24 protein-coding genes are annotated in these 21,635 nt (G+C 66.5%); 14 read left to right on the top strand and 10 right to left on the bottom strand.

Translation table 11 applies throughout. The features are described from left to right. Nucleotide 1: 1 nt before the first annotated feature. The 5 genes from AC1RT8_RS19420 to AC1RT8_RS19400 form a co-directional block, all read right to left on the bottom strand. Entirely contained in the window at nucleotides 2-883 is an 882-nt protein-coding gene (locus AC1RT8_RS19420) for an alpha/beta hydrolase (protein ID WP_493077571.1), read from the bottom strand. Next, nucleotides 883-1,566, bottom strand: coding sequence for a glutathione S-transferase family protein (locus tag AC1RT8_RS19415; RefSeq protein WP_493077569.1), 684 nt, complete (start codon nucleotides 1,564-1,566; stop codon nucleotides 883-885). The genes AC1RT8_RS19420 and AC1RT8_RS19415 overlap by 1 nt, the downstream gene beginning before the upstream one ends. Further along, entirely contained in the window at nucleotides 1,566-2,201 is a 636-nt protein-coding gene (locus tag AC1RT8_RS19410) for a CoA transferase subunit B (protein WP_493077568.1), read from the bottom strand. The genes AC1RT8_RS19415 and AC1RT8_RS19410 overlap by 1 nt, the downstream gene beginning before the upstream one ends. A 3-nt stretch (nucleotides 2,202-2,204) precedes the next feature. Next, nucleotides 2,205-3,116 carry an HAD family acid phosphatase gene (locus AC1RT8_RS19405; RefSeq protein WP_493077566.1) on the bottom strand — a complete coding sequence of 304 codons (912 nt, stop codon included), beginning with the start codon at nucleotides 3,114-3,116 and terminating at the stop codon, nucleotides 2,205-2,207. A 131-nt stretch (nucleotides 3,117-3,247) separates the two neighbouring features. After that, the gene (locus AC1RT8_RS19400) at nucleotides 3,248-3,955 is read right to left on the bottom strand and encodes a CoA transferase subunit A (RefSeq protein WP_493077564.1); all 708 of its coding nucleotides are present in this window, start codon (nucleotides 3,953-3,955) and stop codon (nucleotides 3,248-3,250) included. Nucleotides 3,956-4,195: 240 nt separating this feature from the next. On the opposite strand from AC1RT8_RS19400, the gene AC1RT8_RS19395 reads away from it, so the two are divergent. Both AC1RT8_RS19395 and AC1RT8_RS19390 read left to right on the top strand, forming a co-directional pair. Beyond that, nucleotides 4,196-4,606 (top strand): hypothetical protein, encoded by a 411-nt coding sequence (locus AC1RT8_RS19395; RefSeq protein WP_493077562.1) that lies wholly within the window; start codon nucleotides 4,196-4,198, stop codon nucleotides 4,604-4,606. 2 nt (nucleotides 4,607-4,608) lie between these two features. Further along, complete coding sequence (locus AC1RT8_RS19390; RefSeq protein WP_493077561.1) at nucleotides 4,609-5,520, top strand: glycoside hydrolase family 25 protein; 912 nt, start codon at nucleotides 4,609-4,611, stop codon at nucleotides 5,518-5,520. A 1-nt stretch (nucleotide 5,521) separates the two neighbouring features. Here AC1RT8_RS19390 and AC1RT8_RS19385 read toward each other — a convergent pair whose 3' ends face one another. Further along, nucleotides 5,522-6,436: an SMP-30/gluconolactonase/LRE family protein gene (locus AC1RT8_RS19385; protein WP_493077559.1), complete on the bottom strand. Its 915-nt coding sequence runs from the start codon at nucleotides 6,434-6,436 to the stop codon at nucleotides 5,522-5,524. 136 nt (nucleotides 6,437-6,572) lie between these two features. Here AC1RT8_RS19385 and AC1RT8_RS19380 point away from each other — a divergent pair, with 136 nt between their 5' ends. From AC1RT8_RS19380 to AC1RT8_RS19355, 6 genes are all read left to right on the top strand, one after another. Then, nucleotides 6,573-6,941: a BlaI/MecI/CopY family transcriptional regulator gene (locus AC1RT8_RS19380; RefSeq protein WP_372852358.1), complete on the top strand. Its 369-nt coding sequence runs from the start codon at nucleotides 6,573-6,575 to the stop codon at nucleotides 6,939-6,941. Then, the gene (locus tag AC1RT8_RS19375; protein WP_493077557.1) at nucleotides 6,938-8,548 is read left to right on the top strand and encodes a M56 family metallopeptidase; all 1,611 of its coding nucleotides are present in this window, start codon (nucleotides 6,938-6,940) and stop codon (nucleotides 8,546-8,548) included. Before AC1RT8_RS19380 ends, AC1RT8_RS19375 begins: the two co-directional genes overlap by 4 nt. A 193-nt stretch (nucleotides 8,549-8,741) precedes the next feature. Continuing rightward, nucleotides 8,742-9,599: an MBL fold metallo-hydrolase gene (locus AC1RT8_RS19370; RefSeq protein WP_493077555.1), complete on the top strand. Its 858-nt coding sequence runs from the start codon at nucleotides 8,742-8,744 to the stop codon at nucleotides 9,597-9,599. After that, nucleotides 9,596-10,279 carry a DUF4230 domain-containing protein gene (locus AC1RT8_RS19365; RefSeq protein WP_493077553.1) on the top strand — a complete coding sequence of 228 codons (684 nt, stop codon included), beginning with the start codon at nucleotides 9,596-9,598 and terminating at the stop codon, nucleotides 10,277-10,279. The genes AC1RT8_RS19370 and AC1RT8_RS19365 overlap by 4 nt, the downstream gene beginning before the upstream one ends. 66 nt (nucleotides 10,280-10,345) lie before the next feature. After that, on the top strand, nucleotides 10,346-11,356 hold the full coding sequence (gene nadA / locus AC1RT8_RS19360; RefSeq protein ID WP_493077551.1) for a quinolinate synthase NadA: 1,011 nt from the start codon (nucleotides 10,346-10,348) through the stop codon (nucleotides 11,354-11,356). A 29-nt stretch (nucleotides 11,357-11,385) separates the two neighbouring features. Beyond that, nucleotides 11,386-11,901, top strand: coding sequence for a cupin domain-containing protein (locus AC1RT8_RS19355; RefSeq protein ID WP_493077549.1), 516 nt, complete (start codon nucleotides 11,386-11,388; stop codon nucleotides 11,899-11,901). Nucleotides 11,902-11,914: 13 nt separating this feature from the next. Here AC1RT8_RS19355 and AC1RT8_RS19350 read toward each other — a convergent pair whose 3' ends face one another. Next, entirely contained in the window at nucleotides 11,915-12,784 is an 870-nt protein-coding gene (locus AC1RT8_RS19350) for a class I SAM-dependent methyltransferase (protein ID WP_493077547.1), read from the bottom strand. Nucleotides 12,785-12,928: 144 nt separating this feature from the next. Here AC1RT8_RS19350 and nadC point away from each other — a divergent pair, with 144 nt between their 5' ends. From nadC to AC1RT8_RS19330, 4 genes are all read left to right on the top strand, one after another. Beyond that, the gene (gene nadC / locus AC1RT8_RS19345) at nucleotides 12,929-13,816 is read left to right on the top strand and encodes a carboxylating nicotinate-nucleotide diphosphorylase (RefSeq protein WP_493077703.1); all 888 of its coding nucleotides are present in this window, start codon (nucleotides 12,929-12,931) and stop codon (nucleotides 13,814-13,816) included. An 80-nt stretch (nucleotides 13,817-13,896) separates the two neighbouring features. Continuing rightward, the gene (locus AC1RT8_RS19340; RefSeq protein WP_493077545.1) at nucleotides 13,897-14,277 is read left to right on the top strand and encodes a hypothetical protein; all 381 of its coding nucleotides are present in this window, start codon (nucleotides 13,897-13,899) and stop codon (nucleotides 14,275-14,277) included. Between the two features lie 53 nt (nucleotides 14,278-14,330). Beyond that, a complete protein-coding gene (locus AC1RT8_RS19335) occupies nucleotides 14,331-14,747 on the top strand; it encodes a hypothetical protein (RefSeq protein WP_493077544.1) in 417 nt (138 codons plus the stop codon). Beyond that, a complete protein-coding gene (locus AC1RT8_RS19330) occupies nucleotides 14,744-15,454 on the top strand; it encodes a ribonuclease T2 family protein (RefSeq protein WP_493077542.1) in 711 nt (236 codons plus the stop codon). The genes AC1RT8_RS19335 and AC1RT8_RS19330 overlap by 4 nt, the downstream gene beginning before the upstream one ends. Nucleotides 15,455-15,499: 45 nt before the next feature. On the opposite strand, the gene AC1RT8_RS19325 is transcribed toward AC1RT8_RS19330, so the two are convergent. Genes AC1RT8_RS19325 through AC1RT8_RS19315 form a run of 3 tightly spaced genes read right to left on the bottom strand, consistent with a single transcriptional unit; the run spans nucleotide 15,500 to nucleotide 18,885 of the window. Beyond that, complete coding sequence (locus AC1RT8_RS19325; RefSeq protein ID WP_493077541.1) at nucleotides 15,500-15,910, bottom strand: DUF4112 domain-containing protein; 411 nt, start codon at nucleotides 15,908-15,910, stop codon at nucleotides 15,500-15,502. Nucleotides 15,911-15,937: 27 nt separating this feature from the next. Continuing rightward, complete coding sequence (locus AC1RT8_RS19320; RefSeq protein ID WP_493077540.1) at nucleotides 15,938-17,383, bottom strand: ABC transporter substrate-binding protein; 1,446 nt, start codon at nucleotides 17,381-17,383, stop codon at nucleotides 15,938-15,940. Next, nucleotides 17,380-18,885: a peptide ABC transporter substrate-binding protein gene (locus AC1RT8_RS19315; RefSeq protein ID WP_493077539.1), complete on the bottom strand. Its 1,506-nt coding sequence runs from the start codon at nucleotides 18,883-18,885 to the stop codon at nucleotides 17,380-17,382. The genes AC1RT8_RS19320 and AC1RT8_RS19315 overlap by 4 nt, the downstream gene beginning before the upstream one ends. Nucleotides 18,886-19,436: 551 nt before the next feature. Here AC1RT8_RS19315 and AC1RT8_RS19310 point away from each other — a divergent pair. Both AC1RT8_RS19310 and AC1RT8_RS19305 read left to right on the top strand, forming a co-directional pair. After that, nucleotides 19,437-20,405, top strand: coding sequence for an SGNH/GDSL hydrolase family protein (locus AC1RT8_RS19310; RefSeq protein WP_493077538.1), 969 nt, complete (start codon nucleotides 19,437-19,439; stop codon nucleotides 20,403-20,405). After that, the gene (locus tag AC1RT8_RS19305; protein WP_493077537.1) at nucleotides 20,402-21,634 is read left to right on the top strand and encodes a GDSL-type esterase/lipase family protein; all 1,233 of its coding nucleotides are present in this window, start codon (nucleotides 20,402-20,404) and stop codon (nucleotides 21,632-21,634) included. Before AC1RT8_RS19310 ends, AC1RT8_RS19305 begins: the two co-directional genes overlap by 4 nt. Nucleotide 21,635 lies beyond the last annotated feature (1 nt).

The raw sequence follows: 21,635 nt of genomic DNA, 5'->3' as shown, positions 1-21,635 counted from the left end.
GTTATTGGAGCACAGTATCCAGGAAAGCGACGCTTTCCGCCAGTACCGGCGCCTTCGCGCGGAACGGTTTGGAGAGCGCCATCACCACATCCTCGTGATCGAGGCCGGGATGGATGCGCAAGGTCACCGGCGCGCCGAGCGCCTTCAGCCGCGCCTCGAGATGGATGGCGTTGCGCGGCCTGACGGTCGTGTCCGTGTCCCCCGTGACGAGCAGCATCGGCGGCGCATCGGCACGCGCGAAATGGATCGGCTGAGTCATTGCCGGGTCAGCCACGCCCATCATCGCCGCTTCCGATCGCGGCGAAGTCCAGGGATAGAAATCATAGGGTCCGCTCAGCCCGATCGCTGCCCTGACGATGCCGGGGTCGACACCCTCCGCTTCGAGCCAGCGCCGGTCGAGCGCGAGCATAGCGACGGTATAGGCACCGGCGGAATGGCCGGCGATGGCGATGCGGTGCGGGTCGCCGCCGAAGTCGGCCACATGGTCGCGGGTCCATTTCACCGCCTCGGCGCCGTCCTGCAGGAAGGCCGGGAACCGCACGCCCGGTACCTTGCGATAGTCCGGCACGACCACGACGAAGCCGGCCTTGGCGAAAGCGCGGGCGGCAAAGGCATAAGCGCGGCGGTCGCCCTTCGCCCAGCCACCGCCATACCAGAAGATCAGCACCGGGCGTGTCGCGCCGGGCTTGCCGGCCGGCCGCCACACGTCGAGCGTCTGGCCGTGGGTGCCGAAGGGCAGAGAGCTGCCGGGCCGGCTCGCACCGCTGCCACCGCCCATCGTGCCGTCAACCAGGCTCAGCAGTCCGGGCGGGGAGACGAACGCCACCGTCAGCCCGAGCAAGACGAGGATGAGGAGCGCGACGGCGGCGAACGCACGCCGCATCACACCCGGAAGTCGGCGGTGATGGTTCCCGCGGCGGCGAGTTCGGCCTCATGCGCCGCCTCGCGCCAGCTTTCGGTCAGCGCGACCTTTTCCCAATCGAGCATCGCCGGATGATCGAGGATGCGCGCGACCCATGCGGCACCAGCCGCGCCGACATCGAGGCCATAGGTGCGCACGCGGAAGGCGACCGGCGCGTAAAAGGCGTCGACCGCCGAGAAATCCGGACCCGCCAGCCACGGCCCGCCGAAGCGCGACAGGCCTTCGGCCCAGAGTTCGCCTAGCCGCGCGATCTGGCGCGCGAGGGCGGGGGAGGGCGGGTTGGGTGCGACGCGGACTCCGACATTCATCGTGCAGTCGTTGCGCAGCGCGCCGAAGCCGCCATGCATCTCGGTCGCCGCGCAGACCGCCCAGGCCCGCGCCGCCTCATCCCGCGGCCAGACGCCTTGATGGCGCTCGGCAAGGTACAAAATGATTCCGAACGAATCCCAGATCGTGCGATCGCCGTCGATCAGCACCGGCACCTGCCCGCTCGGCGAGAAGGCGCGGAATTCCTCGTAATTGTCCGGCTTGGCGAAGGGTTCGAACCGCTCCCCGAACTTTATGCCGAGCGCCTTCATCAACAGCCAGGGCCGCAGCGACCAACTCGAATAATTCCGGTTGGCGGTGATGAGGGTATAGGCCATCAGGCCAGATACTTTGCCGTCGTCTTCGCCGCGACCTCATCCGCGGTCACGCCGGGCGCGGTCTCGATCAGCCGGAAGGGCGACTGATGGTCGGGGCGCTGGAACACCGCGAGATCGGTGATGATCATGTCGACCACATTCTTGCCGGTCAGCGGCAGGGTGCAGGCGGGGATGAACTTCGGGTCGCCGGACTTCGAATTGTGCTCCATCACGACGATGATCTTCTTCACCCCGGCGACCAGATCCATCGCGCCGCCCATGCCCTTGATCATCTTGCCCGGGATCATCCAGTTGGCGATGTCGCCATTCTCGGCCACTTCCATCGCGCCGAGCACGGTCAGGTCGATATGCCCGCCGCGGATCATCGCAAAGCTGTCCGACGAGCTGAAATAGGCCGATTGCGGCAGCTCGCTGATCGTCTGCTTGCCGGCATTGATCAGGTCCGGGTCGACCTCGTCGTCATAGGGGAACGGCCCGATGCCGAGCATGCCGTTCTCGGACTGAAGCGTGACGGTCACGCCCTCGGGGATGTGGTTCGCGACCAGAGTCGGGATGCCGATGCCGAGATTGACGTAGAATCCGTCCTGCAGTTCGCGCGCGGCACGCGCCGCCATGTCGTCACGGGTCCAGGCCATGTCTTACTTCTCCGTGGGCGCGGGCTCGACCCAGCGCTTGTCTGCAGGAAATACGTCGTCGAATCCGCCCTTGAGGCCGCTGCCATAGACGGGGTTGGGGAGCACGAACCAGCCAGCGCCCCATTTGGCCGCGACCGGCGGTGCCAGGGTGGTCGCGCGGCGCGGGGATGGCGCGAGGCCGGCATTGAACAGATCGCTGAAATCGCCGAGCTGATCGCCGCCCATCGCGAGCACGCAATATTTGGCGGAAATCACCGCGCGGCGGCCGTCCTTCTTCGATCCCATGGCGTCGTCGCCCGACAGGAACATGGTTTCGCCATGCACCGCCGGGCCAAGCCCGGCGCCTTCGATCGCGGCGCTGGTCTGGGCGGCGTTGCCGGCCGAGCGGTTGGTGTTGAACACCACCGTTATGCCGAGCTTGCGCAGCCGATTCAGCGCATCGACGGCGCCGGGGACGGGGGCGACCTTGTCGGCGCCGGTCTTTTCCCAGGCCTGCCAATGCGCCTCGTCATAGGGGTGCGGGTTGGCGGCTTCCGAATATTCGAAGCCGAGGTTGAGCAGCACGGTCTCATCCACGTCGAACACCGCGGCGAAGGGTTTCCTGCCGCACGGCACGAAGCTGGGCGCGGCAAGCGTCGCGCCGGTGGCGAGGACGACGCTGTCGCGTGGCCGCCTGCGCACTTGCTGCGCGACATAGGTGGTAAGCCCGCGCCACGCCTGGAGGCTGATCGCCGAGCCTTCGCCGGAGCCGTAAAGATACTGCATGCCCGGCGGGACGGTCGGGGCGGGGGGAGGCACAGGTATTGGAGGCTGCGGTGGCGGTGATGCCTCGACCGGCGGCACATAAGGCGCAGGTGCGACCTGCACAGGCGCCTCCGCATGCGCGCAGCCTGCGAGGATCAGTGCCGACGCCATAATAAAGCCCCTCTCCTTCAGGGGAGGGGTTGGGGTTGGGGACTCCACAATCGTCACGCGCCGGTCTTGCCGGAATGCCCCACCCCAAACCCCTCCCCTGAAGGGGAGGGGCTTAAGAGAAAGAGGCTTTCTCACGCCGCCACCCGCTCGCGGACCGTGCGGAACTCGATCTTCTTGTCGTAGGGCGACCCTACGATCATCCGCTTCACATAGATCCCCGGCAGATGGATGCAGTCGGGATCGAGCGACCCGACCGGCACCACTTCCTCCACCTCGGCGACGCAGATTTTCCCCGCGGTCGCCATCGGCGCATTGAAGTTGCGGGCGGTCTTGCGGAAGATCAGATTGCCGCTCTCGTCGGCCTTCCAGCCTTTGATGATCGAGATATCCGAGCGGATGCCGCGCTCCAGGATATATTCCTGGCCGTCGAAGACCTTCACTTCCTTGCCCTCGGCCACCTGCGTGCCGACGCCGGTCTTCGTATAGAAGCCCGGGATACCGGCGCCGCCCGCGCGGCAGCGCTCGGCCAGGGTGCCCTGGGGGCAGAATTCCACCTCGAGTTCGCCCGCCAGGTACTGCCGCTCGAACTCCTTGTTCTCGCCGACATAGGAGCTGATCATCTTCCTGACCTGGCGGCTGCGCAGCAGCTTGCCCAGTCCCTCGCCGTCCACGCCGGCATTGTTGCTGGCGATGGTCAGGTCCTTCGTTCCCGCATCGCGGATCGCGTCGATCAGCCGCTCGGGAATGCCGCACAGGCCGAATCCGCCGGCGCAGATCGTCATGCCGTCGAACAGGAGCCCCTCGAGCGCCGCCGCTGCATCGGGATAGAGCTTCTTCATCGCCGTGATCTCCAAACATCCTCTTGGACGCGCATAAGCCATCGGCGCGCGCGCCGGTCAATCGGGCGCTTGCTGCAACTGCACCTGCAGAAAATGCACGCGGCGCGCGCCAGCCGTCGATTCGATCGGGCACGCCGCCGATATACTCAGATCGATGCTAGTTGCGCTTGTTGGGGCGGCCTTATTCCTCAAGCATGGTTGCCTGAGCAGTCGCACCTGAAGATTTGAGGGGAGAGGCCGATGTCCACTACGCTCGATGCGGTCAGCTGGTTGCAGATCATCGGACTTGGCGGCGCCATGGGAGCGCTCGGCCAGGGCATCCGCGCGATCGTCGGCATCAAGAAGCTGAACGACGCCGCGAACGGCACACCTGCCAGCACCAGCGACCTGATCGAGCCGAGCCGGATCTGGATATCGTTCGGTATCGGCTTCATCGCCGGCGCGCTGGCGGCGGTGAGCCTGATCACCGACCTCGCTCATGTCAGCACCCAGCAGATCTTCATGCTGATGGCGGCGGGCTATTCGGGCGCCGACTTTGTCGAAGGCTTCATGTCCCGGCAGGAGGTCGCGGTGACGATTGCCACGACGCCGGATGCGGGAGGGCCGGATGCCGGGGGAACGCCGCCCGCGGCCGACGGATCGGTGGGCTGATCATGGTCGCTCAGATCCTCGTCACCGGGCAGGTGCAGACGACCTCCACCGTCAATCTCCGCCAGGGCGCGCCATCGACGACCGCGCCGGTCCTGCGCAAGGCGCAAGCGGGCACCACGCTGGCCGTCTCCGCGATCGTCGCGGGCGACTCCGTCGAGGGCAATCCGCTCTGGTACAAGGTCGCCGAGGATGCCTTTGCCTGGAGCGGTGGCTGCGGCCCCTTCAAGCCGGGGCCAGCGCCCTCGACCGTGCCGCAGACCGGCACGCCGGTCACACCCGCCGCGGCGATACCGTTCCCGCCGGCGGTGCCGCTCGTCCTCGATCTCTATCACGGCGATGTGGTGACCAGCTTTCCCCAGGCTTTTGCCGCCGGGGTTCGCGGGATCATCCACAAGGCGACGACCGGCGGCACCGGCCGGGATGACCTCTATGACGACCGGCGCCCCAAGGCGCTCGCGGCGGGCATGTTGTGGGGCGCCTATCATTGGGGCACGGCGGCGCCGGCCAAGCAACAGGTCGATAATTTCCTCGCCTGGGCCAAACCCGACGACAAGACCCTCGTCGCGCTCGATTACGAGCGCACCAACGGCAACCAGATGACGCTGGATAACGCGCGCGAATTCCTGACCCTGATCGAGCAGAAATTGGGGCGGAAGGCGGTGATCTACAGCGGGGAGCTGGCCAAGGCCGATCTCGGCACTCGTGTCGATCCCTTCTTCGGCGCGCACCGGCTGTGGCTCGCGCAATATGGCCCGACCGCGGTGGTGCAGAAGAGCTGGGCAACCTATTGGCTGTGGCAATATGCCGAGAAGGTCGCGAACATTCCGGGCATCCCCGGCAATGCGGCGGGGTCGCTCGACCTCGATCACTTCAACGGCACGGCGGCCCAGCTCGCGGCGCAATGGGCGACCTGAGTCAGTAAGCCAGTTTCAGCCCCGGGCGCGGCCAGTCCATGCGGACGAGCTGCCCGGTGCCTGACAGGGTGATGTACGCCGTGCGCCGGCCCGGCCCGGCCCAGCAGATATTGGTGGTGAAAGGATCCGGCGTAGGAACGAACTCGACCGGCGCGCCCGCCGGCGAGATCACGCTGATCCCGCTCTCGCCGATCGTCGCCACGCAGATATTGCCGCCCTCCTCGACCCCGAGCGAGTCGAAGAACTTGTAGCCGGCGGGCCGATGGAGCGGGATGCCCGCGCCGCCGAGCCCCGGGGTCGCATCGATCTTGCCCGGCGCGGTGACATGGAAAGCCATCAGCCGGCAGGTATAGGTCTCCGCCGCATAGAGCGTGGTGCCGTCGGGCGAGAGGCCGATGCCGTTGGGGTTCTCGCTGGGGAAGACCACTTCCTCCAGATAGCTGCCATCGGCCTTCGCATAGAAGATGCCGGTGATGTCGCGCTCGCGCTGGCGGTTCTTGCCATGGTCGGTGAACCAGAAGCCGCCATGGGCGTCGAACACGATGTCGTTCGGCCCGCGCGGCACGCAGCCGAAATCGCCGTCCTTGTAGAGCGTCTCGACCGCGCCGGTGGCGAGATCGATCCGCTCGATCCGTCCGCCGGAATAATCGTCGGGCTGGCCGTGCGGGATCAGCAGCCCGCCGCGCTCGACATAGGTGAAGCCGCCATTGTTGCAGCAATAAAGCTTGCCGTCCGGCCCCATCGCCAGCCCGTTCGGCCCGCCGCCCGGCTCGGCCACCGTCTCGGTCGATCCATCGGGCTTCACCCGGGTGATGCGCCCCGCGGCGATCTCGACCAGGATCACGCTGCCGTCGGGCATCGCCACAGGGCCTTCGGGAAAGCGCAACCCGGTGGCAACGGTGGTGAACTGGCTCATCTGCCTCTCCTGTTTTCAGGAGAGCTTGCCGATGCCGCACCGACCTGTCGAGCGGCATCATTCATCGACCGTTCAGCCAATTGACTACAGATGTAATCGCGGCGATTACAACTGTGGTCATTACGGGGAGCGAGTCGTGAGCGAACGGATCAGCGATGCCGAGCATGCGGTGATGGAGGTGCTCTGGGATGAGTCGCCCCTGACTGCCCAGGACGTAGCCGAACGCATCCCGCCGGAGCGCGACTGGTCGGCCAATACGGTGAAGACCCTGCTCGGCCGGTTGCTCGCCAAGAACATCATCGGACACCAGGAGGATGGCCGCCGCTACCTCTATCGTCCGCTCGTCGCGCGCGGCGACTATGTCGAGGGCGAATCCCGCCGCCTGATGGACCGGCTGTTCGGCGGCAAGCTGACCCCGCTGGTCGCGCACCTCGCCGAGCGCGACGCGCTGACCAATGAGGACATCGCCGAAATCGAGGCGCTGCTCAAAGGCCTCAAGTCGTGATCGCGTGGGCGATCGAGGCGCTGATCGCCTCAGCCGTGCTGATGGTCGCGGTGCTGCTGCTCCGCGGCCCGGTGCGTCGCGCCTTCGGGCCGGACATCGCCTATGCGCTCTGGGCGCTGCCCGCGCTCAGGCTGTTCCTGCCACCACTTCCGCAGTCCTGGCGCGAGATCGCAGTCGCGCCGGTGATCCGTGCGAGCGAGCAGATCACGGTCTATGTGATCGAACCGCTCGGCGGAGACGCCGCCGCGCCCGTCGCCCAAAATCCCTCGCTTGGCCCCATATTGGTCTCGCTATGGGTGCTGGGTGCGGCGGCGTTCATTGGCTGGCACACGATGGTGCACGCCCGCTTCGTCCGCCGCATGCTCGATCAGACCGCGCGCGAGACGGAGATCGAGGGCGGCATCCAGCTGATCGAGACCGATGCAGCGAGCGGCCCGCTCGCCTTCGGCATCTGGCGCCGTTACGTCGCCTTTCCGCGCGACTTTACCGAGCGCTATGATCTGGAGGAGCGCGATCTCGCGCTCGCCCATGAGCTTGGTCATCACCATCGCGGTGACCTGATCGCCAACTGGATCGCGCTAGTCGTGCTCGCGCTTCACTGGTTCAACCCGATCGCCTGGCGTGCCTTCCGTGCCTTCCGCGCCGACCAGGAGATCGCCAACGACGCCCGCGTCCTTGCCGGCAAGAACCCGATGATGCGGCACACCTATGCCTGCGCGATCGTCAAGGCGGCGCACGGCGGCGCCGTGTCGGCCGCCTGCCACCTGCACACCATAGAGGATCTGAAAGGGAGACTGAGAATGCTGACCACCAACAAGACGTCGCGCCTGCGCCTCGTCAGCGGCTGTGCCGCGGTCGCGATGCTGACCGTGGCCGGGCTGGGCGTCACCGCCTCCGGCACCCAGGCCGCGGAGCGCGTCCGCTCGGGCATGGAGAAGGCGACGGGCATGCGGCTTGCCGAACTGGACCCGATCGCCGCCATGGCGCCGCTCGTCGCCCCGGCGCCCGTTCCGGCACCGGCGCCTGTTCCTGCGGTCGCGCCGGTTCCAGCGGTCGGGGCCGTGCCCGCGCCCATGCCGGTTCAGGAGGCCGGCGCCGCGCCGGTCGCGCCGCCGATGCCGCCCGCTCCCCCCGCGCCGCCGGTTTGGAGCGATGACGAGGATGGCGCCACCACTACCGTCTCGCCCGACGGCAAGGTCACCAAGCGGAAGGTCGTGCGCATCGTCCGCCGCGACAAGGACGGCAAGATGATGAGCGAGGACTTTGCCGGAATGCCTGCGATCCCCGAGATTCCCGAAATCTCGTCGCGCAACTGCCCCGGCGACGGCGAGCGTCAGATGGTGATGAACCAGAAGAAGGGCGACAAGCGCGTCATCATCATCTGCACCAACCGTATCGAGCGGGCGGCGCGCGAAGGCGCAGCGGTGGCGGCCAACAGCAGGGAAATCGAGCGCGACGCCTATCGCTCCGCGCTGGAAGGCCTGCGCAGCGCCCAGGCCCGCATGCGCGCCGACCAGGCGATGGGCGAGGTCGCGCGCAACGAAGCGATCAAGGCGATCGACGAAGCGATCCGCGACATGGAAGCCGATATGGCCAAGCCGAACTGAGGAACGAAACCGCTTTCCTTCCTCTTTTCCCTCTCCCGTCACCCGGGAGAGGGCAGGGTGAGGGCCCTTCTTCCTGGCAACGGCGGGAAGGCCCTCGCCACTGCGATACCGGAGCGCCGGCCCAAGCCAGGCTCTCCCTCCGCCAAGCAGGGACAGGCTTGCGCCATCGGCCCGGAGCGGCCATCTGCACAGCATGAGCGAGCAACTACCAGGCGTCGCCGAGCAGCTCGAACCGCTCGTCACCCGCATCCTCGCGCCCAATCCGTCGCCCTTCACCTTTACCGGTACCCAGACCCATCTGGTCGGCACGAGCGACCTCGCCGTGATCGATCCGGGGCCCGACGACGCGGGCCATGTCGAGGCGTTGATCCGCGCGATCGCGGGTCGCCCGGTCACCGCCATCGTCATCACCCATACCCACCGCGACCACAGCCCTGCCTCGCGTGCGCTGAAGGCGGCGACCGGCGCGCCGATCATCGGCTGCGCGCCGCTCGCGCTCGAGGATCTCGGCCCCCGCGCCGACGCGTCGTTCGATGGCGATTACGCTCCGGATCGCGTGCTGGCCGATGGGGAGTCGGTGTCGGGCGTGGGCTGGACGCTCACCGCGGTCGCCACGCCGGGCCATACCTCGAACCATCTCGCCTTCGCGCTGCCCGAAACCAGGGCGCTGTTCTCGGGCGATCATGTGATGGGCTGGTCCACCACCATCGTCTCGCCGCCCGATGGCGACATGGCGGCGTACATGGCCAGCCTCGACAAGCTGATGCACCGCGACGACCGCATCTATTATCCCGCGCATGGCGATCCGGTGGAGAATCCGCGCCGTCTGGTTCGCGGCATGATCGGCCACCGCAAGCAGCGCGAGGGTCAGATCCTGCGCCTGCTCCGCGCCGAGCCCCGGGCGATCCCGGCGATGGTCGAGCGCATGTATGTCGGCATCGACCCCCGGCTCTTCCCCGCGGCGGAGCGATCCGTGCTTGCCCATCTGATCGATCTGCGCGACCGGGGCGTTGTTTCCCAGCAAGGAGACGATTGGGAGATGGCCGCATGAAGTTCCTCGGCAAGTTCGCCGGTGCGCTGGCGCTGATCGCCCTGTTCATCGCGGGCGGTTTCTGGGCGCTCGGCTATTATGTCAGCGGCAAGATGAAAGGCCCCGATCCGGTGACGATCGCCAGCGCCTCGCTTCAGGGGCTGAAGGAGCAGAACCGGTTGTCGGCCTTTGCCGCGCGGTTCGTGGCGGTGACCACCTCGACCCAGTCGCAGTTCGGGTTGAGCGCGAAGAAGACGCTGATCATGCCCGGCATGGTCCGCTATGAGGTCGATCTCGCCAAGCTGCAGCAGAAGGATGTGACCTGGGACGCGGGCACGCGCACGCTCGGCGTGGTACTTCCCCCGGTCGAGGTTTCCCCGCCGCAGATCGATCTCACCCAGATGCGCGAATATGGTGAGGGCGGCATCCTGTCGGCCTTCACCGATGCCGATACGAAGCTGCAGGACGCGAACCGCCGCGCCGGACAGCAGGAGCTGGTGCGCCAGGCGCATGAGGCGGTGCCGCTGAACCTCGCCCGTGATGCGACTCGCAGGGCGGTGGAGCGCAGTTTCGCCATGCCGTTAAAGGCGGCGGGCATGGACGTGACGGTGAAGGTGCGCTTCGCCGACGAGGCAAAGGACAATAGCGAGGTATGGGACACCACCCGCTCGCTCGATCAGGTTCTGAGGAATAAGCGATAATGTGCTCCCGCGAAGGCGGGAGCCCAGGCTGGACCCCCGCCTTCGCGGGGGTACAAGGAGTGACAGATGGACGCGCGCAAGGGAATTGGTGGTAGTTTGACGGGGCTCGACCTGAGGGCCGAGATCGACCGGCTGCGCAAGGAACGCAACGCGGTCATCCTCGCCCATTATTACCAGAAGCCGGAAATCCAGGATCTGGCCGATTTCGTCGGCGACAGTCTCGATCTCAGCCGCAAGGCCGAGGCGACCGATGCCGATGTCATCGCCTTTTGCGGCGTGCGCTTCATGGCCGAGACCGCGAAGATCCTGTCGCCCGAGAAGATCGTGGTGCTGCCCGACATGAACGCCGGATGCAGCCTGGAGGATAGCTGCCCGCCCGAGCAGTTCGCTGCCTTCCGCGCCGCGCATCCCGATCACATCGCGCTGACCTACATCAACTCCTCCTGCGAGGTGAAGGCGCTCAGCGACATCATCGTCACCAGTTCTTCGGCCGAGAAGATCCTTTCCCAGATCCCGGCGAGCCAGAAGATCATCTTTGGCCCGGACAAGAATCTCGGCGGCTATCTCGCGCGCAAGACCGGTCGCGACATGCTGCTCTGGCCTGGCGTGTGCATCGTGCACGAGGCGTTCAGCGAGACCGAGCTGCTCAAGCTCCAGCTTCAGCACCCCGGCGCACCCGTCGTCGCCCATCCGGAATGCCCGCCTTACATCCTCGACCATGCCGATTATGTTGGTTCGACCCGTGGCATCCTGGAATATGCACTGGCGATGGAGGGCGACACGCTGATCGTCGCCACTGAGCCGCACATCATCCACCAGATGCAGAAGGCGGTGCCGGACAAGAATTTCATCGGCGCGCCGGGTGCCGACGGCAACTGCAACTGCAACATCTGCCCGTACATGGCGCTCAACACGATGGAGAAGCTCTATGTCGCGCTACGCGATCTCGAGCCGCGCATCGAGATCGAGGAAAGCCTTCGCCTCCGCGCCAAGAAGAGCCTCGACGCAATGCTGTCCATGGCGAGCGCGACGGTCGGCTTGGGCGATCTCGGCCCGGTGAAGGTGACCGGCGACTGAGGCCGTTGGCGCGGAGGGGAGGTAGGACCATGTTCTTCCGCAAGAAAAAGGCGAAGGACCTGAACGACGGGCCGGCCGTGACCACGCCGTTCCGCCGGATCGTGACCGGGCATGACGATGCCGGCTGGTCGATCCTGCGTAGCATCGACACGTTGCGTCCGGTCACCAGCAGCGGAGGCGAGGCGGCACTGGCCCAGGTCTGGTCGACGCCCGAAGTCCCTGCCAATCTCAACGACGACAGCGATGGCGACCGGATGCCGGGCGACGAGGGCGGCTCGATGATCCGCGTCGTGGATTTCCTGCCGGGCCGCAAATCGCGGATGCACCGGAGTTGGTCGATCGACTACGCCATCATCCTCGACGGCGAGATCGAGCTGCAACTCGACGGCGGCGAGGTGGAGCATCTCGAGACCGGAGATATCGTCGTCCAGCGCGGGACGAGCCATCTCTGGCGCAATCCCGGCACCGAGCCCTGCCGTGTCGTGTTCGTGCTGATCGAGGCGATCCCCGTCGCGATCGAAGGGCATCTCCTCCAGGAAGAATAAGCGTCCGTGTTCTCTAGCTTGCCGCAGCCAGGAGCTTGAGCGTCGGCGTCGGCAGGAAATCGTCGATCGATAGATCCGGATGGGGATAGTGGAATTCGTTGACTGCCATCGGCAGCACGAATCCTTCCGCGGCATCGGGCATGAAGTAGTTGCCCTGATACTGGTTTGGCGCGGTGCGCGAATCCATGTCGGGATAGCGCTTGCCGATCGGGGCATAGTTCAGATCGAGGCCGAACACCGCGTACATCGCCATGTCGACGAAGTTCATGTGGTGTACCGTGCCGCGCAGATGCGTGTCCTGCGCGATGATCGCGACGAGCTGTTCGCGCACGAACGACAGCGCGGCCATGTCACGTACGACCTGGTTGAAGTCATGCGCGCCGTCATGATGGACGATGGCGCGCACGGGCTCTTCGAGCATCACCGCTCGAACATAGGAGGGTAGGTCGCCGTGAAACAGGCGGATGCGGCCGGTGCTTTCCGGGTACATGCGACGGACACGCTCATAGGCGAATTGCAGATAGTCGGCGCTGATATCGACCATATCCAGGTCGATATCGAAGGGGCCGATACAGCCCGCGAAAATCCCGGACGAACCGCCCATGAAGACGCCGACTTCGACCAAGCGATCGAACTCGCCGTTGAAATCGCGTAGCGTGCGTACAAGGTCGAAATAATATTCGGTCGAGCACTGATCCTCGTAAGGAAGGTCGAGCCTGGAAAGCCGCGCCACGATCTGGTCGAAGATACGGTTATGGCCCTTCAGGTGCCGGGCATGCTTGGCCGCGCGAAACCCCGAATGAATCTGGATGTTCAGCGCCTCTGCCGGATTGGCGAGGCCTTCCAGTGCCTGATTGGGTTCGATGAATGCGCCGTGCGCCATGCTGAATGTCTCCGCCCTCTTTGTCGCTTGGACGATAGGCAGCGATGGTTAATGGTCGGTTATCCATCCCATGGCCGCTGGACGCTTGCCTTCGCCCCCGGGTGTGGACAATGCTGAACCATGGCAGTTGCGGAGCGGATGATGATGTCGGACACTCTTTCTCCGGCACAGCAGGACGGTCTGACTGACTGGATCTTGCCCGGCTTCGACCTGCCGGCCTTTGTCGCCGCCACACTGGCCGAGGACCTTGGCGATGCCGGCGACATCACCTCCACCGCCGTCATCCCGGCCGATGCGCGCTTCACCGGCGTGATGGACAGCCGCGACGCGATCGTCGTCGCGGGGCTGCCGATCGCCGAGGCGTTCTTCCGCGCGCTCGATCCGGATGTGCGGATCGAGCGGCTGGTCCAGGAGGGCGACCGGGTCCCGGCGGGCACCGACCTGATGCGCCTGGCAGGCAGTGCCCGGGCGATGCTGACGGCGGAACGCTCGGCGCTCAACACCGTCCAGCATCTGTCGGGTATCGCCACGCTGACGCGCAGCTATGTCGACAAGATCCTCGGCACGGGCGCCATTTTGCTCGACACGCGCAAGACCATTCCCGGCCTGCGCCTGCTGGAGAAATATGCGACGCGCATGGGCGGGGCGACCAACCACCGCATGGGCCTGTGGGACGCGGCGATGATCAAGGACAATCATGTCGCGGTCGCCGGCGGCATCGGTGAGGCAGTGCGGCGCGCGAAGATCGCGGGGATCGCGCGGATCATCGTGGAGGTCGACTCGATCGACCAGATCGAGCCGGCGCTGGCGGCCGGCGCCACGCACCTGCTGCTCGACAATATGGATCCGCCGATGCTGCGCGGTGCCGTCACGCTGATCGGCGGGCGCGTGCCGACCGAGGCGTCGGGCGGCGTACGGCTCGACACGATCCGCGCGATCGCCGAAACCGGCGTCACCTTCGTCAGTGTCGGGCGGCTGACCCAGTCGGCCCCGGCTGCCGATATCGGGCTCGATTTCACTGCTGCCGCCTGACGGTTGCGTGAGAACAAAAGAGGACTAAACTGCCGACAGGCGGAGGGGGCGAATCGGTGGGGCGACCACGATCGATAGTGATGTTCGAGCGCTTCTATCTCGCTGCGTTCTTGCTCAACGTCGTTAGTATCACACTCGCCTGGCCGCTTCTGAGGTTCCTGACGATCGGGCTCGGCCGCTGGTATCTGCCGGTATCCACGGCGATCGGTTTCGCGATACCGCTGCTGCTCTGGTATTTCATCGCGCGGCGGGGCAGCGCGATCGCGAAGTGGATTGCGACGGTTCTCGTCGCCTTTGGCGCGATCGCCGCCGCGATCACCCTTTTGTGGATCGGGTCTCGGGATCCGGTCCACGCGATGCTGAGCATCGTCCAGCCGATCCTGCAGATCGCCGCGATCTGGTTCCTTTTCCGTCCTGACACACCCGTCTGGTTCGGCGAGAAGGGGGCGGAGAATTTCTGAACACTATCGGGTCCGGGCTCGCCCGGCGTCTAGTCAACCGGGGGAACGCATCGATGAGCAGGCCGAATTCGATCATCCAGTTCGAACGCTTCTATCTCGCCGCGATCGGCGTCGATGTGGTCAATACGATCCTGTCCTGGTCGGAGCGGGAGGAGCGGGCGCTGCTGACGCCCCAGATGTTCGGCAACGCCACCCTGCCGCTGACGACCGCGATCGGGTTCGGCATTGCCCTGCTCCTGTGGTTCTTCGTCGCGCGCAAGGGCAGCGGGATCGCCAAATGGATCGTTTCCATCTTCGTCGCTCTGGCTTTGGTCTGGACTCTCTATGCCATTCCGACCGGGCATTATTCGCTTGGGCTGAGCGGCCTGCTCGGCCTGTTCTCGACCGTACTCCAGGCCTATGCGGTCGCGATGCTCTTCCGCCCCGACGCCAGGCCCTGGTTCGGCGCGAAGGCGGGAGCGGTCGCATGAAGCCGGCGCTCGTCATCGCCGCCCTGCTCGCCGCCGTTCCGGGCGTCGCCCAGGCCCAGGCCTATCAATGCGCGATTCCCGCCAGCCTTACGCGTCCGCGCCCGGACCTGCCGAGCCGCAGTGAGCCGAAGCGTGTGCTGCCGATCGGCGGCTATACGCTCGCCATCACCTGGGCCCCGCAATATTGCCACGACAATGCCCGCAATGCCTCGGCCCGGCTCGAATGCGGCAGCGGCAATCGCTTCGGCTTCACCCTGCACGGGCTGTGGCCGGACGGGGTGGGCAAGGAATGGCCGCAATATTGCACCGCGACCGCGATCCTGCCGCGTCAGGTGATCCGCAAGCATCTCTGCGCGACGCCCTCCGTGCAACTGCTGCAGCATGAATGGGCCAAGCACGGCACTTGTATGCGTACGACGCCGGCCGACTATTTCGCGCGCTCGACCGGGCTGTATGCGAAGCTGCGTTATCCGGACATGGACGCGCTCTCACGCGATACCCTCACGGCGGCTGGGTTCGCGGCGGCCATGGCGAAGGCGAATCCCGGCTTGCCGGCAGCCGCGATCCGGGTGACCGCCAATCGCCAGGGGTGGCTCGACGAGCTGTGGATCTGTCTCGACAAACGCTTCGCCTATGAACGCTGCAAGCCGGGCAGCGGGGGCCTGCCGACGACGGCGGCATTGAAAATCTGGCGCGGTTCCCGCTGAGGGAAAATCTGGCGCGGATCCCGCTGAAGCGCGATCCGTACGTCCTTATTGATCGATCACCGCCGTCGAGGGGTGGTGCTTGTCGAGATGGCGTTTGATGATCCGCAGGTTGCGGGTGTTCGACCGGAAGAAGAAATCGGGCACCGCGCCGACCCAGGGGATCAGACCGAGCAGGAAGTCCACGCCGATATTGCCGGCCATGCGCGCGACCTGCGACTTGGACATGCCCAGATTGCGGGCCTCCCACGCCATCCAGGCGCCCATCAGCGCGGCGATGGCGCCGCCGCCGATCGGGACGATATCCAGGATCACGTCAAGCCCGACCTTGCGGTTGATGCCGGGGATGGTGAACAGGCCTTCGAGCAGATGCTCCATCGCCACGATGCGCTTGCGCACCGACGCGGCGTCGCTGCCGGTCAGGCTGCCCGCGATCTTGCCGAGGGGTTCGGGACTCATTCGGGTCGCTCGATTGGCCATGTCACCTCATTTGGTGTCGTTACGCAGGTGATTCAACGGGTGCCAGGCGCGCGAGTTCCCCTGCCACTGCCCCAGCCGCAACGCGACGAGCGACCAGCGTAGTGGCCGTGCGATGGGAATATAAGCGATATCGGCCGCCACCGCGGCATCCGCGTCGGCGATCCGGGCCGCGCGCAGCACCAGCGTCGGGGCGTCGCGGGCCGCCTCCACCGCTGCCTGTGCCTCAGCGCCGCAGGGCTGGCAGGCGGTGGCGAGATACCAGCGCGCGCTGTCATAAGGGGCGACCGTGTCGATCAGGCGCAGATCGGCATCGGCGTCGATCGCCACCCGCTGCGTGTCGATGCCGATCCGCTGAAGCCCGGCCGCAACGATGCCGTACAGGATGGTCGAGCCCGGCCCGCGCGGGAGCGCGATGCGGAGCATCAACGGCCCGTCATGCGCCGCACGCCAGGCGCGCACGCGCTCGATCGCCGGCGTCGTATCGGTGGCGGAGGCGACCCAGCCTGGGGTGGGGGCTGCCGCCGAATCGAGCCGGTCGGGCAGGAGTTGGGCGGTCGCGTTCCAGGCGGGGGCGAAAGCGCCGACGATCGCCTGGCGATCCACCGAGCGGGCGACCACGGCGCGGTTCGCTGCCTCGGCCAGGAATCCCTTGCGGCTGGCGATTGCCAGGCCGAACAGCCCGGCTGCGGGATCGAGCCGTTGGTTGGCCGGCGCGATCTCGGCGGTGGCGAGCAGCGGCCAATCGGCGAAGGTGCCGCCGGTGACCATGTCCGAATCGCGCGCGGCAAAGCGCGCGATGGCGCGCGCGGCGCGCTCTCCGATCAGCCGCACATTCTGCTCGGGGCCCGGTTCGGCGGCTTCGTCGTCGGGCGAGCGGGCCGGATCGAACGCCGGGCGCAGCATCGCGCCGTCGCGATGGCTCTCGGTGATGCGGAACGGGCCGCTGCCGCCGGGCGGGCGGGTGCGGAACAGAGCGAGTTCTGGCTGGGCGAACAGCTTGAGCAGGTCGGGGCGCGGCCGCTTCAGCCGTATCTCGATCACCTGCGGCGTCATCTCGACGATCTCGTCGATCGCGCTCAGAAAGGGCAGCAGTGGGTTGCGCGACCGGGCGCCGACCTGGCGGCGGAGGATCGTCACGACCTCCTCTGCACGTACCGGCCGGCCATCGCTCCATTCTGCCTCGCGCAGGCGGAAGATATAGCTCATGCCGTCGTCGATCACGATCCAGCGCTCGGCAACGCCGGGTTCGATCTGCCCGCTGGCGTCGAAGCGGACCAGCCCCTGCGCGGTGGAGTCCATCAACAGGCGAGAAGGCGTGTCGAGCGGTCCTTGCGACGAATCGGCGGGCGTAGGCGCCCCGCCGATCGCGCTGACCACCACCGGCCCCGCATCGGACCGCCGGCCGCAGCCCGCCACCAGGAGGGCAGCCAGGAGCAGCACCCCGTATTTCATCGCGGATCCCGGTACAGCAGGCGGCTGGGATGGATGTTCATCGCGTTATCCTGCCATCCCCGAACGTCGGGCGCCACCAGCGAGCGGCTGACATAGTGATAGATCGGCAGGATCGGCGCGGCGCGCAGCAGGCGCTCCTCCGCGGTCCGCAGCAGCGCGGCGCGCGCGGCCGGATCGACCGTGTCGAGCGCCTGAGCGATCAGCCGGTCATATTCGGCATCGGCAAAACCCGAATAATTGACCGGGCCCGCGCCGCTCAGATGCACCGCCAGGAAATTCTCCGATCGCGGCACATCGGCGATCCAGCCGGACCGGGCGAGTTGGAAATCGCCGAGCCGCAGCGCAGCGAAATGCAGCGCCGCCTCGCTGTTGAGCAGCCGCGCCTCCACGCCGTATGGCCGCCACATCGCCGCCAGCGCCACCGCGATCCGCCGGTGGTCGCCGCCGCTGTTGAACCGGACATCGAAGACGAGCGGGTGTTTGGGGCCATATCCCGCCGCCGCGAGCAGGTGCCGGATCGCGCCCGGACGGTCAGCCGCGGCGAAGAGGTCGGGGTCGCGGCCGCCAAGCACCGGCGGCACCAGGCCGAGGGCACCGGTCTCGCCGGTGCCCATCAGCCGGGTTGCGATCCAGTCACGGTCGATCGCGATCGACAGCGCGCGGCGGACTCGGACATCGTCGAACGGCGGCTTCCGCGTGTTGAAGGCGAGATAATAGGTGCCGGCATAGGGCGCGATCCGCGCCGCGCCCGGCAGATGCTGGCGCACCCATTCTATCCGGCTCCCCGGAATGTCGCTGATCGTATCCGCCTCTCGCCCGCGAAAGCGCCGGAGCGCTGCCAGCTTGTCCTCGGCCGGTTGCCAGACGATGACCGGCGTGGGGGCGGGGCGATCATGCCAGGATGGATTGCGGGCGAGCGTCAGCCGGTCGCCGAGCCGCCAGCCGGTCAGCCGGTATGCGCCCGAGGTGACGAGCGGCCGGTCACTGGTCCAGCGGTCACCCGCCGCGGCGATCCGGTGAATCGGGAGCGCCGCCAGCGCCGGCTGGGCGAGCAGTTCGGCGAGCCAGGGTAGGGGACGGTGCAAGGTGACGGCGACGGTCGCCGGATCGTCGGCTGCGATGGTCTTGATGCCCTCAAACAGCTTGGCATTGGGCGCGGTGGTCTTTGGATCGCGCAGCCGGGCAAAACCCGCTGCGAAGGTGGTGGCGGTGATCGGCGTGCCGTCCGAGAAGCGCAGGCCGGGCCGCAGGGTGAAGCGGCAGGAAAGCGCGTCCGCGGCGCAGCGCATCGCGTTCGCCAGACCCAGTTCGGCCTGCCCGTCGCCGCGATGCCGGGTCAACCCCTCGAACTGGTCTTCGGCGACGCGAAGCGAGGTGAGGTCGGAGATCTTCTGGGGGTCGAGATTCTTGACCTCGTCGTCCGACAGCCGGACCAGGCCGGTATGCGCCCCCTGCTCCTTCCGGCTGCAGCCGCCGATCAGCACGGCGACGCAAATGGCCATGACCAGAAGACGACAAGGCCTCCGTTGAGGCCTGCGACCGGGGCGATCCTGGAGAGGCGAGGGGGAAACCACACCTGTTCCTATCGTCTTGCGCGTCCGGCTTCCACCGGCCTGTGGTCTCTGCCGGAACAGAAGGAGACAATAGCCGCTCCGGCCGAATTCGATCAGCGAATCCAGATGGAATCCACGGCGTTCACTGTGAGGCTTGATGAAGAGCATCACTCTTTTTGGCGATGCTACTGCGGACGAAGATCGGACTGAAATTCGTATCTATTCTGTCCATGAAAATTGTCCGGTCCAGTCCGCATGATTATTCGGAATATCGCCACTATCACCTGTGATACCGGTTGGTTCCGATTTCTCGAAGAAATATTCAAGTAATACTATGCGTATTTTATTGTAGTGACCACGTACAAAGTTGCCTACGTGCCGTAAAATTCTGCCGTTTCGTGTGAGTCTATAGACAAGATGAGGACTGTAGGCGCATGAGTGCGTCATACGTTAGAATATATGCCTCCGCTGAAAGTATGAACGCCGTGTTGCAAGGTATAGTGCAAGCGCCGCAGGATGCTGCGCGCCATATCGACCTGATATCTTCGTCAAGTCGTCCCTCGTTGCGCATCCTGCTCGACCGGACGGCGGTGCTCCTGCTGGGCACCGCGGTGGGGGCGGCGATCGGCTGGACCTTCCAGGCGGGCAGTAGCGCTTCAGCGGCGGCCGCAGCGTCGCCCCGACCCGCCCTGTATCGGCCAATGCCGGTATCGGCCCAGGCGGAGGACGCGCTGATCCGCCAATATGCCGCGCCGTTCCAGCAATTGGTGAAGACGGTTGCGACCGGCAACCGGATCAGGGTCGGCGTGTTCGGCGACAGCTTCGGCGACGGGGTGTGGTGGGGGCTTGCGCAGCAGCTGCCCAATAAGGCGGGCTATGAGGTCGTGAAGTATAGCCAGCCGGCCACCGGCTTCACCCGCTACAAGAGCCTGAACCTGGAAACCCACGCCGCGGAACAGCTTGGCGACGCGCCGCTCGACATTGCGATCATCTCCTTCGGTGCCAATGATGCGCAGGGGATCATTACGCCACAGGGCAAATATGCCAAATTCATGGGGCCGCTCTGGCAGCAGGAAGTCGGCGGCCGTCTCGATCGCTATGTCGCGCTGATGCGCCGGCATCACGCGATGGTCTATTGGGTAGGCCTGCCGCGCATCGGCAAGGAATCGCTCGATGCCGACGTCATGGCGATCAACGATTTCTATGCGGAACGGATGGCCAAGCTCGGCGTGCCGTTCATCGATACCCGCCCCGTCGCTTCCGACGCTCAGGGTAATTTCGCGACTTATCTCAACGATCCGAAATCCGGCAAGCGCACCCTGATCCGCGCGGCGGACGGCGTGCATATGTCGATGACCGGCTATCTCTGGATTACGCGCGGGCTGGCCGGCCGAATCCGCAACTATGCCGATGCTGCCCGCACCGTCGCCGGCACGCCCGCAACCGGGGGCGGGGAAGCGGCGAAGTGAGGCTTGCCGTGCTGACCCTGGCCGCGCTCTCGGCGTCTGCGGTCGCGTCGACCTGCGCCGGGCCGCTGTGCAACCCCGAGGCATTGGCGCCCTATTTCGCCAAGCTCGAGGCCGCGCGGGGCGCGAAGGGGGGTGAGCCGGTCCATATCCTGCAGATCGGCGACAGCCATACTGCCGGCGACGCGGTGACCGGCGCGTGGCGCGACCTGTTGCAGGCGCGGTTCGGCGGCGGGGGCAGGGGCGTGCTGCCGCCGGGCCGCCCTTATGACGGCTATATCGCGCGCGGCGTTACCGCCTCCATGTCGCCCAGCTGGGCGATCGGCGCGACCTTCGGCAAGGGGGTTGCGCCGCGGCCGTTGCTCGGGCTTTCCGGCTTCAGCATGACCGCGATGCGCGCCGGCGCGAGCATGGCGCTGAATGCCGCGCCGGATATGGCGTTCGACCGGTTCGTGCTCTGCGCCCTTGGCGGGCCCGATGCTGGCGGCGTGGCCGTCCGGTTCGATGGAGCGGATCGGGGCCGGCTGGACTTCACGGCCCCGTCGCAACGGCCGATCTGCCGGACGATCCGCTCGGCCACGCCGCGCGCGTCGGTCGAGATCATCGCCGACAGCCGCTCCCTCACGATCACCTCCTGGGCGACCTTCCGCGACGATGGCGGCATTGCGTTGTCCAATCTTGGCGTGGTCGGATCGCAGCTCGCCCATTTCGCGCGGACCGACGATGCGGTCGTCGCGGAAGAGCTGAAGGCTTACCGGCCCGACCTGATCATCCTCGCCTTCGGCACGAACGAGGGATTCGCGCCGCATTTCGATCCGGTCGCGTTCGAGGCGGTGTTGCGCTCGCAGATCACCCGGCTACGCCTGCTTTCGGGCAATGTGCCCATGCTGCTGCTCGGCGCGCCGGACTCGCTCAGCCGCCAGCCCGCGCTTCGCGGCAATGCGTCTGGCGCGCTGATCGGGTGTGACGGCGCGGGCGAGCGGCCCGTCCTGTTCGCGCCGCCCGCTCTGACCGCAGTGCGCGACACCCAGCGCCGCGTGGCGACCGAGATGGGCCTAGCCTGGTGGGATTGGCAGGCACGGATGGGCGGCCCCTGTGCCGCCGGCAACTGGGTCCGGCGCGAAATGCCGCTGATGCGCGGCGACTATGTCCATTTCAACACCGCGGGCGGACTGGAGATCGCACGGCGCCTCCAGGCCGACCTCGACAGGGGAGCCGCGTCCGCGGAATAAC

The organism is Sphingomonas sp. GW821-FHT10F11 (assembly GCF_058809095.1).
Note: the sequence above shows the minus strand (reverse complement) of the source record. Positions and strands in the feature narration are given on the sequence as shown.

Bases quoted from the DNA above. Each gene is read 5' to 3' on its own strand.
- AC1RT8_RS19420 (WP_493077571.1), bottom strand. From the start codon at position 883: ATGCGGCGTGCGTTCGCCGCCGTCGCGCTCCTCATCCTCGTCTTGCTC.
- AC1RT8_RS19415 (WP_493077569.1), bottom strand. From the start codon at position 1,566: ATGGCCTATACCCTCATCACCGCCAACCGGAATTATTCGAGTTGGTCG.
- AC1RT8_RS19410 (WP_493077568.1), bottom strand. From the start codon at position 2,201: ATGGCCTGGACCCGTGACGACATGGCGGCGCGTGCCGCGCGCGAACTG.
- AC1RT8_RS19405 (WP_493077566.1), bottom strand. From the start codon at position 3,116: ATGGCGTCGGCACTGATCCTCGCAGGCTGCGCGCATGCGGAGGCGCCT.
- AC1RT8_RS19400 (WP_493077564.1), bottom strand. From the start codon at position 3,955: ATGAAGAAGCTCTATCCCGATGCAGCGGCGGCGCTCGAGGGGCTCCTG.
- AC1RT8_RS19395 (WP_493077562.1), top strand. From the start codon at position 4,196: ATGTCCACTACGCTCGATGCGGTCAGCTGGTTGCAGATCATCGGACTT.
- AC1RT8_RS19390 (WP_493077561.1), top strand. From the start codon at position 4,609: ATGGTCGCTCAGATCCTCGTCACCGGGCAGGTGCAGACGACCTCCACC.
- AC1RT8_RS19385 (WP_493077559.1), bottom strand. From the start codon at position 6,436: ATGAGCCAGTTCACCACCGTTGCCACCGGGTTGCGCTTTCCCGAAGGC.
- AC1RT8_RS19370 (WP_493077555.1), top strand. From the start codon at position 8,742: ATGAGCGAGCAACTACCAGGCGTCGCCGAGCAGCTCGAACCGCTCGTC.
- AC1RT8_RS19365 (WP_493077553.1), top strand. From the start codon at position 9,596: ATGAAGTTCCTCGGCAAGTTCGCCGGTGCGCTGGCGCTGATCGCCCTG.
- nadA (WP_493077551.1), top strand. From the start codon at position 10,346: ATGGACGCGCGCAAGGGAATTGGTGGTAGTTTGACGGGGCTCGACCTG.
- AC1RT8_RS19355 (WP_493077549.1), top strand. From the start codon at position 11,386: ATGTTCTTCCGCAAGAAAAAGGCGAAGGACCTGAACGACGGGCCGGCC.
- AC1RT8_RS19350 (WP_493077547.1), bottom strand. From the start codon at position 12,784: ATGGCGCACGGCGCATTCATCGAACCCAATCAGGCACTGGAAGGCCTC.
- nadC (WP_493077703.1), top strand. From the start codon at position 12,929: ATGTCGGACACTCTTTCTCCGGCACAGCAGGACGGTCTGACTGACTGG.
- AC1RT8_RS19340 (WP_493077545.1), top strand. From the start codon at position 13,897: ATGTTCGAGCGCTTCTATCTCGCTGCGTTCTTGCTCAACGTCGTTAGT.
- AC1RT8_RS19335 (WP_493077544.1), top strand. From the start codon at position 14,331: ATGAGCAGGCCGAATTCGATCATCCAGTTCGAACGCTTCTATCTCGCC.
- AC1RT8_RS19330 (WP_493077542.1), top strand. From the start codon at position 14,744: ATGAAGCCGGCGCTCGTCATCGCCGCCCTGCTCGCCGCCGTTCCGGGC.
- AC1RT8_RS19325 (WP_493077541.1), bottom strand. From the start codon at position 15,910: ATGAGTCCCGAACCCCTCGGCAAGATCGCGGGCAGCCTGACCGGCAGC.
- AC1RT8_RS19320 (WP_493077540.1), bottom strand. From the start codon at position 17,383: ATGAAATACGGGGTGCTGCTCCTGGCTGCCCTCCTGGTGGCGGGCTGC.
- AC1RT8_RS19315 (WP_493077539.1), bottom strand. From the start codon at position 18,885: ATGGCCATTTGCGTCGCCGTGCTGATCGGCGGCTGCAGCCGGAAGGAG.